The organism is Paraburkholderia sp. J63 (genome assembly GCF_905220245.1).
Classification (GTDB): Bacteria; Pseudomonadota; Gammaproteobacteria; order Burkholderiales; family Burkholderiaceae; genus Paraburkholderia.
The window spans coordinates 1-9,817 of the sequence record NZ_CAJMZF010000091.1 but is presented as its reverse complement, the minus strand read 5'-3'; the positions used below and the strand labels follow the sequence as shown (position 1 = coordinate 9,817).

The 9,817-nt window shown below is 65.5% G+C and carries 8 protein-coding genes; 1 reads left to right on the top strand and 7 read right to left on the bottom strand.

Translation table 11 applies throughout. The features are described 5' to 3' along the window. Positions 1-75 precede the first annotated feature (75 nt). The 6 genes from U5775_RS38195 to uvrB form a co-directional block, all read right to left on the bottom strand. Complete coding sequence (locus U5775_RS38195) at positions 76-483, bottom strand: heme-binding protein (RefSeq protein ID WP_322063314.1); 408 nt, start codon at positions 481-483, stop codon at positions 76-78. Between the two features lie 195 nt (positions 484-678). Continuing rightward, a complete protein-coding gene (locus tag U5775_RS38190; RefSeq protein WP_322063313.1) occupies positions 679-2,109 on the bottom strand; it encodes a 4Fe-4S binding protein in 1,431 nt (476 codons plus the stop codon). Then, entirely contained in the window at positions 2,106-2,948 is an 843-nt protein-coding gene (locus tag U5775_RS38185) for an FTR1 family iron permease (RefSeq protein ID WP_322063312.1), read from the bottom strand. The genes U5775_RS38190 and U5775_RS38185 overlap by 4 nt, the downstream gene beginning before the upstream one ends. Before the next feature lie 153 nt (positions 2,949-3,101). Further along, positions 3,102-3,455, bottom strand: coding sequence for a cupredoxin domain-containing protein (locus tag U5775_RS38180; RefSeq protein WP_322063311.1), 354 nt, complete (start codon positions 3,453-3,455; stop codon positions 3,102-3,104). A gap of 162 nt (positions 3,456-3,617) precedes the next feature. Further along, positions 3,618-4,166, bottom strand: coding sequence for an iron transporter (locus tag U5775_RS38175; protein WP_322063310.1), 549 nt, complete (start codon positions 4,164-4,166; stop codon positions 3,618-3,620). 356 nt (positions 4,167-4,522) lie between these two features. Next, complete coding sequence (gene uvrB, locus U5775_RS38170; protein ID WP_322063309.1) at positions 4,523-6,604, bottom strand: excinuclease ABC subunit UvrB; 2,082 nt, start codon at positions 6,602-6,604, stop codon at positions 4,523-4,525. Between the two features lie 384 nt (positions 6,605-6,988). Between uvrB and U5775_RS38165 the strand changes: the two genes are divergently transcribed. Continuing rightward, a complete protein-coding gene (locus tag U5775_RS38165) occupies positions 6,989-8,188 on the top strand; it encodes an amino acid aminotransferase (RefSeq protein WP_322063308.1) in 1,200 nt (399 codons plus the stop codon). 161 nt (positions 8,189-8,349) lie between these two features. Here U5775_RS38165 and U5775_RS38160 read toward each other — a convergent pair whose 3' ends face one another. Beyond that, positions 8,350-9,762 carry a patatin-like phospholipase family protein gene (locus U5775_RS38160; protein ID WP_322063307.1) on the bottom strand — a complete coding sequence of 471 codons (1,413 nt, stop codon included), beginning with the start codon at positions 9,760-9,762 and terminating at the stop codon, positions 8,350-8,352. Positions 9,763-9,817: the final 55 nt, after the last annotated feature.

Below are 9,817 nucleotides of genomic sequence, written 5' to 3'. Positions count from 1 at the left end.
TGGTCCGGGTTTTTTTGGTTTTTGCGGCACCGCCCCCCGGGGTGGGGCGCGTAGGGGCGCCACGTCCGCTGCTGTTTACTCCAGGCCGAGCGCCTTGATGCCCGCCTGGGCGATGGCCGCATCCTGATCGGACTTCACGCCCGAGACGCCCACCGCGCCGATCACGTCGCCGTTCGCGACGATCGGCACGCCCCCTTCGAGCATCGCCGTGAGCGGCACGCTCAGGAACGCCGTACGGCCCTCGCGGATCACCTCTTCGTAGACGCGGCTTTCTCGGCGTCCCAGCGCGGCCGTGCGGGCCTTGCCCGGCGCCACCTCGCTGCTGATGGGCGGCGCGCCGTCGAGGCGGCGCAGATACAGTAGATGCCCGCCGTCGTCGACGATCGAGATCGTCACTTTCCACTCGTTCGCCCGGGCGTGCGCGATGGCCGCATCGGCCACTTTCGTCACGTCTTCGTCGGTCAGTACTGCTCGCGTTCGCATACGTCTCTCCGAAAAGTCAAAAACCGGGTGGCGCCTCCTGTCCTGTGTGACAGCAGCCAGTCCGGTTTTTGAGATTACACGCACACCCGCGCCGTGGCGCGGCCCTTTCTCGTATACCTGTCATTCGCGCCCGACGACACTGATGCGCTGCATCATGCCGTTTCATGAATCGCGCGCATCACGCGCTCGACACGCTCAGCGCACCCAGCCCCAGAACATGAGCCACCAGGCGCTGTCGACCACGGCGAGCGCCGCGCAAAAACCGGCCAGCGCGAGCGCGCGCTGCCAGAGGCGCGTGCTGTAGCGTGCCGTGACGCGCCACGCGAGCCACGCGCTCCAGACATTGGTGACGACGAGGATCGCGATGCGCACACTCGCGGCCCAGTCGAGCGGCACGTGCTCGGCGCGCAGCAGCGAGAGCGTCGTGGCCGAGAGACCGAGGAACACGCCCGCGCCCGCGAGCGGAATGAGCGACTGCGCGAAGTGATGGACGCGGCGCATCTCGAAGCGTCCGACGAATACGCTCGAGAGCGCGAGAATCGCGAACAGCGCCGTGCCGTAGACGAGCCCCGTCGCGACGATGTAGCCGACGATCATGCTGCCGTCGAGCCACGAGAACACGTCGTTTTGCGCGGGATAGTGCGTGAGCAGGAACCACGGCGCATTGGTGTCGAGCGGCCAGGTGATGTCCCGGTCGATGAGCCAGAGCGCGAGCGACTGCTTGAGGTCGATGAACCACGGCGAGCCGGTCCAATGGAACGCGCCGATCGCAATGCCAAGCAGTCCGTAGAGAATGAGCGCGGTGTCCCAGCCGCTCGCCGCCTGGTCGCCGAGCTCGACCACTTCTTCCGAGGGCGAGCGCCACGTGAGCGCGATCGCGTCGCGGTGGCCGCTGCAGCGTCCGCACATATGACACGACGCGGCGCCCTTCATGTTGCGCAGCGGCACGAGCGGCGCGCAGTTCACGGGAATCACGCGATGCCCGCCGTGCTCGCCTTGCGTGTACGAGTTGCGCCAGGCGTCCTCGTTGACCTTGAAGTGGAACGGCGCGAGACGCGCCAATAGCGAAAAAACCCCGTTCACGGGGCAGAGATATTTGCACCAGACGCGCTTTTCGCGTCCGTATAGAAAGCCGATCACCATCGCGCCTAGCGTCGATCCGCCTAGCACGAGCAGCACCGCCTTGGGGTACTGGTAGACACTCACCATCTGTCCGTAGATGGTGGTGAGGCCGAACGCCACGAATGGCCAGCCGCCCCAGCGCATCCAGTGCGGGATGGCCCTGCCACGCCCGAACTTGCTCGCGAATTCGCTGAGCGCGCCTTCGGGGCAGAGCACGCCGCACCAGACGCGCCCGAGCAGCACCATCGAAAGCAGCACGAACGGCCACCAGATGCCCCAGAACACGAACTGCGCGGCGAGCGTGAGGTTGTTCCACAAATGCGCCGTGTCGTCGGGCAGCGGCATGACCGCGGGCACGAGGATCAGGAACGCATAGACCGCCACGACGACCCACTGCACGGCGCGAATGGCCGCGCCGTGCCGCTGCATCCATTGGCCCGCCTGGGCGAGCCTGCCCCGCCGCAGCGGTCGCTGGACCTGTCCGTGGCCCGAAGCACAACTCATGCTGCCTTCCTCCCGGCCGCGGCGGCGCGCCCGCTCACGCGGCGCGCGAGAAGCCAGACCACGAGCCAGTACACGGCATAGGCGATCAGGTTCATGAGCGCCGGATGGGCGCGATAGCCCGTGAGCGTCGCGACGAGCGAGCCGAAGGTGCTCGAATCGTCGAGGATCGCCGACGAATTCCACATCTGGTCGACGAGCGTTGGCAGGACTTCCTTGTCGATGAGCTTGTCGACGCCGGTCTGGAACAGGCCCGCGCCGAGGAACAGCAGCATGATCTCGGTGACGCGGAAGAAGTGGCGCCACGAGAACACCTTGCCGCCCAGCTGCAGGATGTAGAACGTGAGGAACGCGAGGCCGAGGCCGAGCAGCACGGCCAGATACTGGCTCGCATCGACGTGGCCCGACTGGCCGAAGCCGAGGCCGTACAGGAAGATCACCGTCTCGCTGCCCTCGCGCGCGATCGCGAGCGCGACGAGCACCGTGACGCCCCACCAGTTCGCATCGCGCGTGGTCTGCTCGAGCGACTGCTCCATCTCGCGCTTGAGCGTGCGCCCGTGCTGCTTCATCCACAGCACCATCTGCACGATCAGCACGCACGCGACCAGCACCATGCCGGTCTGGAAGTAGTCCTGCGCGTCGCCGGAAAGCACTTCGGTGAAGCCCACGAGCGCCGCGCCCAGCGCGACCGCCGCGAGGATGCCGAGACCCACGCCGGCCCACAGATACGGCAGACCGCGCCGCGCACCGGCGTCGCCGTTCTTCAGCCACGCATACAGAATGCCGACGACGAGCAGCGCCTCGACGCTCTCCCGCCACACGATGAACAATACCTGACCCATTCAACCCCTCCTGCCGCCGGCCGCGTCGGGTACTGCGCGCCGGCCACGTTTGCTGCTTCGCGACTTGTCGCCTGGCGCCATGCCTGGCCGGCGACGCTCAGTTCGCGACATTCAATCGGCGACCCTCAATGAGCGACGCTCATTTGGCAACGCTCACTTGGCGACAATCACGCCTTGCGCCTGCTGATGGAAATCGTCGAAAAACTTGTACTCGCCCGGATCCAGCGGCGCGATCACGACGAACGAGTCCGCGCCCGGCGCGAGCACCTTCTCCTTGCGCAACTGGACGCTCTCGAACTCGGCCGCGCCCTTGCCCGTGTTGCGCACCTCGATCTTCACGCGCTTGCCCGCCGGCACCTCGATGCGCGCGGGATTGAGCTTGCCGTCGGTCATCTCCAGCTTGAACGTCGGCAGATCCTCGGCGTGCGCGACAGTGGCCACACCCGCCAGCGACGCCGCAAAAGACGCGCAGAGCGCGAGCGCCGCAAACTTCCGGATTCCAGTCATCGGTCTTACCTGCTCCTTGTGTCCTGCCCGCCTCCCCCGCGCTGCTGCGCATGGGGGAGGCTTGCGGCCCGCGCGCCGCATGTATCGCGTCACTGTGCTTACTGCCGCAACTGCGATCACGTCATGCACGGCGCAGGCCACCCAGCCTTGCTTCGGCGCGCTTTAGTAACCGCCCTTCTTGCCGATGCCCGCGAACGGGAAATCGTATTCGAGCGTGATGGGCTTGAACCACGGACCCACGCCCGTTTCCTTGTCGACGTGACGGCCGAACGCCATATGGCCCGTCTGCATCGGCGCCTCGATCATCAGCTTCAGGTGATACTTGCCCGGACCCGCGAGCTTGACGTTGTCGCCATAGTGCGGGCCGTCGTTCGCGACCATCGGCATCAGGTCGCCCTTTTGCACGTAGCTCGAACCCGGCTTGGTCAGCTCGTAATGAACCTGCAGATACGGCATCCAGTCGCCTTCGGCGAAGCCCGTCGGGTTGTTCTTGACCGCATGGATGTCCGACTCCAGATGGATATCGGAATCCGACGCCTTGCGCATCATGCCCTCGGGTTCCATCGTGATCGGCTGCAGATAGACCGCGCCGATTTCCATGCCGCCCTGGATTTGCTGCTTGCCGATCGGGTATTCAGCCGCCTGGGCCGAGAACGCCGCGCTCGCGGCTGCGATGACGGCAGTGCCGCGCAAGAAAGTGTGGATCCGCATCGAAACTCCTTGTTTTTTATGAGAGATACGACTGTCGAACGGTCCGGCATGTAAACGCAATAACGTTAATGCGAACTATTCTCAATACTTGCGGAGTTTAACACCGATGCGGTTGGGGAACAAACTCAGTTGTAAGGAACCCGCCCCTGTCAGACAGGGTGTTGCGCTTTCTTTCTGACACTGGCTGACATAAAGCTTCGAATTCATGTTCAGCGGTCGCTGAATCGAAAGGTGGTCCGCTGATTCCGTCCTGATCAAACAGCGCCATGCGCCAGCGAAAAAAGGGCGCGCAGCCCACAGCCGCGCGCCCTCCTGCATTCGCTACCCTCGCGCCGCACGCGAGGCCGATGTCCCGCTCAGGCCGGATGATCGCCCACGTTCGCCCCGAACACGCGCTGACGCAGCACCGCGAGCTGGTCGCGCGCCTGCGCGGCCTTCTCGAATTCGAGGTTCTTCGCGTAGTCCATCATCTGCTTCTCGAGCTTCTTGATCTCCTTGGCGATCTGCTTCTCGGACATGTCCTCGAACTTCGCGCGCTCCTGCTCTTCGCGCAGCTCGGCGCGCGCCTCGTCCACGTTGTAGACGCCGTCGATGATGTCCTTGATGCGCTTGACCACGCCGCGCGGCACGATGCCGTGCTCCTCGTTGAATTGCATCTGCTTCGCGCGGCGGCGCTCGGTTTCGTCGATCGCGCGACGCATCGAGTCGGTGATGCGGTCGCCATAGAGAATCGCCTTGCCATTCACATTGCGCGCCGCGCGGCCGATCGTCTGAATGAGCGAGCGCTCGGCGCGCAGGAAGCCTTCCTTGTCGGCGTCGAGAATCGCCACGAGCGACACCTCGGGAATGTCGAGGCCCTCGCGCAGCAGGTTGATGCCCACGAGCACGTCGAAGGTGCCCAGACGCAGGTCGCGGATGATCTCCACGCGCTCGACCGTGTCGATGTCGCTGTGCAGATAGCGCACCTTCACGCCGTGGTCGGCGAGGAACTCGGTGAGCTGCTCGGCCATGCGCTTGGTGAGCGTGGTCACGAGCACGCGCTCGCCCACGGCCACGCGCTCGTTGATTTCGCCGAGCACGTCGTCGACCTGGGAGGCGGCCGGACGCACCTCGATCACCGGATCGACGAGACCCGTCGGACGCACCACCTGCTCGGCGATCTGGCCCGTGACCTTTTTCTCGTAGTCGGCGGGCGTGGCCGAGACGAACACGACCTGGCGCATCTTGCGCTCGAACTCGTTGAACTTGAGCGGCCGGTTATCGAGCGCCGAAGGCAGCCGGAAGCCGTAATCGACGAGATTTTCCTTGCGCGCGCGGTCGCCGTTGTACATGCCGTTCAACTGGCCGATCAGCACGTGCGACTCGTCGAGGAACATCATGGCGTCGCCGGGCAGGTAATCGACGAGCGTGGGCGGCGGCTCGCCGGGCAGCGCGCCCGAAAAGTGCCGCGAATAGTTCTCGATGCCCTTGCAGAAGCCCAGTTCCTGGAGCATTTCGAGGTCGAAGCGCGTGCGCTGCTCGAGACGCTGCGCCTCCACGAGCTTGCCCTCGCCGTGGAAGAACTCGAGCCGCTCGCGCAATTCGGACTTGATGGTCTCGACGGCGCGCAGCACGGTCTCGCGCGGCGTCACGTAGTGCGACGACGGATAGACCGTGAAGCGCGGAATCTTCTGGCGCACACGGCCCGTGAGCGGATCGAAGAGCTGCAGCGTCTCGATTTCGTCGTCGAAAAGCTCGAGGCGCACGGCCATTTCGGCGTGCTCGGCCGGGAAGATGTCGATGGTGTCGCCGCGCACGCGGAAGGTGCCGCGCTGGAAATCCTGCTCGTTGCGCGTGTACTGCATCGCGATCAGGCGCGCGATGACGTCGCGCTGGCCGATGCGGTCGCCCTGGCGCAGCGTGAGAATCATCTGGTGGTACTCGGACGGATTGCCGATACCGTAGATCGCCGAAACCGTCGCGACGATCACCACGTCGCGGCGCTCCATCAGGCTCTTGGTGGCCGAGAGCCGCATCTGCTCGATGTGCTCGTTGATCGACGAATCCTTCTCGATGAAGAGATCGCGCTGCGGCACATAGGCTTCCGGCTGGTAATAGTCGTAGTACGAGACGAAATACTCGACCGCATTACGCGGGAAGAACTCGCGGAACTCCGCATAGAGCTGCGCGGCGAGCGTCTTGTTGGGCGCGAACACGATGGCCGGGCGGCCCAGCCGCGCGATGGTGTTGGCCATCGTGTAGGTCTTGCCCGAGCCCGTCACGCCAAGCAGGGTCTGAAACGAAAGACCGTCCTCCACGCCCTCGACGAGCGCTTCGATGGCGGTCGGCTGGTCGCCGGCCGGCAGATACGGCTGGTAAAGCTGGAACGGCGAGCCGTCGTACTGGACGAATTTCGACTCGTCGAGCGCATGCGCGTCGGCGACGGTGTGGTCGGACATGGGTGACATCCTGTGCGCGGAGCAAACAACTATTCTAGCGTCTTGCCCCATCACGAGACCGGGCAAGACTGGGCGGGCCCGGGGCGGGCTATGTTTGCCGTAGATGGGGCCCGGCAGCGGTGCTGCAAGGGCCCGCGCGCGGCGCGCCTGGCGCACGCCGCATGACCCCATGACCGGAATCGGCCGTTCGTGCCGGAAAAATGGCCCCGCTGGCGTCGCAGTCGGCGAAAAACCGGGCTGAGGATTCGTTACAATAGCGAGCTGCATGGCCGGCTGCCCGGCGTTCCCTCCCGTTCTCTACAGGAACGACGTACGCCAGAAGCAACCCGCAGCACCCGCGGCGCACGGCCCACCGAGCTTCTCACTCACTTTTGCCGAATCATCATGTCCCTCTTTTCCGCCGTCGAACTCGCCCCCCGCGACCCGATCCTGGGTCTGAACGAAGCCTATAACGCCGATCCGCGCGCGACCAAGGTGAACCTCGGGGTGGGCGTGTACACCAACGAAGAAGGCAAGATTCCGCTGCTGCGCGCGGTGCGCGATGCGGAAAAGGCCCGCGTCGAAGCCGGCCTGCCGCGCGGCTATCTGCCCATCGAAGGCCTGGCCGCCTATGACGCCGCCGTGCAGAAGCTGCTGCTCGGCGACGACTCGCCGCTGATCGCCGCGGGCCGCGTCGTCACGGCGCAGGCGCTAGGCGGCACGGGCGCGCTCAAGATCGGCGCGGACTTCCTCAAGCGCGTGAACCCCAACGCCAAGGTCGCGATCAGCGACCCGAGCTGGGAAAACCACCGTGCCCTCTTCGAAAGCGCAGGCTTCGAAGTGGTCGCCTACCCGTACTACGACGCGCAGACCAACGGCGTGAACTTCGAAGGCATGCTGAGCGCGCTCAACGGCTACGCCGCGGGCACGGTCGTCGTGCTGCATGCGTGCTGCCACAACCCGACCGGCGTCGACCTCACCATCGACCAGTGGAAGCAGGTGATCGAAGCCGTCAAGGCGCGCGGCCTCGTGCCGTTCCTCGACATCGCCTACCAGGGTTTCGGCGACGGCATCGCGGAAGACGGCGAAGTCGTGCGTCTGTTTGCCGCTTCGGAACTCAACGTGTTCGTCTCGTCGTCGTTCTCGAAGTCGTTCTCGCTGTACGGCGAACGCGTCGGCGCGCTGTCGATCGTGACCGGCAGCAAGGAAGAGTCGGCGCGCGTGCTCTCGCAGCTCAAGCGCGTGATCCGCACGAACTATTCGAACCCGCCGACGCACGGCGGCTCGGTGGTCGCCGCGGTGCTCGGCTCGGTCGAACTGCGCGCCATGTGGGAAGCCGAGCTCGGTGAAATGCGCAACCGCATCCGCGCGATGCGCACGGGCCTCGTCGAGCGCCTCGCGGCTGCGGGCGTGGACCGTGACTTCAGCTTCATCAACGTGCAGCGCGGCATGTTCTCGTACTCGGGCCTGACCGCGGCGCAGGTCGATCGCCTGCGAGAAGAGTTCGGCATCTATGCCGTGGGCACGGGCCGCATCTGCGTGGCCGCGCTGAACACGCGCAACCTCGACGCCGTGGCCAGCGCCGTCGCGCAAGTGCTCAAGTAATTCGTCTTCGCTTTGTTGTTAGCGGGGCGCGCTGCCAGAGGGCGACGCGTCTTGCCGCAACGAAGAAAAGCGCAAAAAAAGCGCCCGTTCTTGCGAATGGGCGCTTTTTGTTTTCAGGAGCGGCTTTCTGGTCGCGCGACCGGGCCACACGGCATGCACGCCTACGCGCTGTGCTCCCCGTTGCCGTGACCCCGACTGTCACGATGGATATCGTGCGTGACGAATCCGGAATCGTTGTCGGGCTTGTCGAGCCAGCCCGGCTGCGCGAGCGACGCGCGAATGTCTTCCAGACCGCTCGCCCAGTGCTCGCGCATCGTCGAGATGCCGAACTGGAAGTCCTTGAAATGGCCCTCGTACTCCTTCTGCCGGTAGATCAGATGGATCACGTTGTATTTTTTCGAGCATGAAAGCTCGTCGGCCAGCTTGATCCACTTGTCCTCGCGATGCTCGGGCGCCACGCGATCGAGCACCTCGCGCAACACGTGCCGGTAACGCTGCGAGCGCTGCAGCATGTCGGTGACGAGACGCGTGCGGCTCGAATACTGGATGTCCTTCACGCGGCCCTGGACGTCGGTGATGTTGTCGGGCACCGGGCCGCGCGCGCTCCAGAGATCCACCTGGAACGCGAGCGTGTCGCGCCGGGGCGTGGTCTGGATCACCTCGTAGAGCGGCGTATTCGACATCAGGCCGCCGTCCCAGTAATACTCGCCGTCGATCTCCACCGCCGCGAAGCCCGGCGGCAACGCGCCCGAGGCCATGAAGTGCTCGGGCCGCAGCTTCGTGGTGGTGTTGTCGAAGTAGGCAAAGTTGCCGTTGGCCACGTTCACGGCGCCGAGCGACACACGGGTCTCGCCCGAATTGATGCGATCGAAGTCGCACAGACGCTCGAGCGTGGCCTTGAGCGGCATGGTGTCGTAGTAGCTCGCCATCTCCGGGTGCCCGGCCGCCTGCGGCAGCGGCGGCGGGACGCGCGGCACGAAGAAGCCCCTCTGCCCTTCGACCAGCGCGCTCGCCGCCTGCAGCGCCGTGAAGGTCTTGCGGATGGCCTCGCCCGAATTGAAGAGCGCATGCTCTATGAAGGGCGGCAACGGCGGCGTGTAGGCAGGCTGGCAGATCGTCTCCCAGAACTCGCGCAGACGCGCCACGCGATGCTCGGGCGCGTTGCCCGCGATCAGCGCCGTGTTGAGCGCGCCGATCGAAATACCCGCGATCCAGTTGGGTGCGATGCCGGCCTCGAAAAGGCCCTCGTACACGCCCGCCTGGTAGGCGCCCAGCGCGCCGCCGCCCTGCAGCGTAAGCGCGACGGTCTCCCACTGCGCGGACTCGCTTGCGCAGTTCGAGACGAACGGCTGCGCGCGAGCGGCCGGTTGCGAGACCGACGGTGAAGCTGACGGTGGGACCGATTGCGATGCCGGCGACGGTGCCCGGTTCGCGACCGGCGGCGAGCCGGGCTGCGTATCGGTATCGGGCTGCACAGCGGACTGAACCCCGCCCTGCGGCCCGCCTCCGGTGCGCGCGCCGGCCTCTTCGCCTACCGCGCTCGACTCGACCTGCCCTTTCTTGCGTTGCGCCATTGCCACCGACCCTCCACGTTACTGCATGAACCAGCCGTGGCTCACCACGAACGAT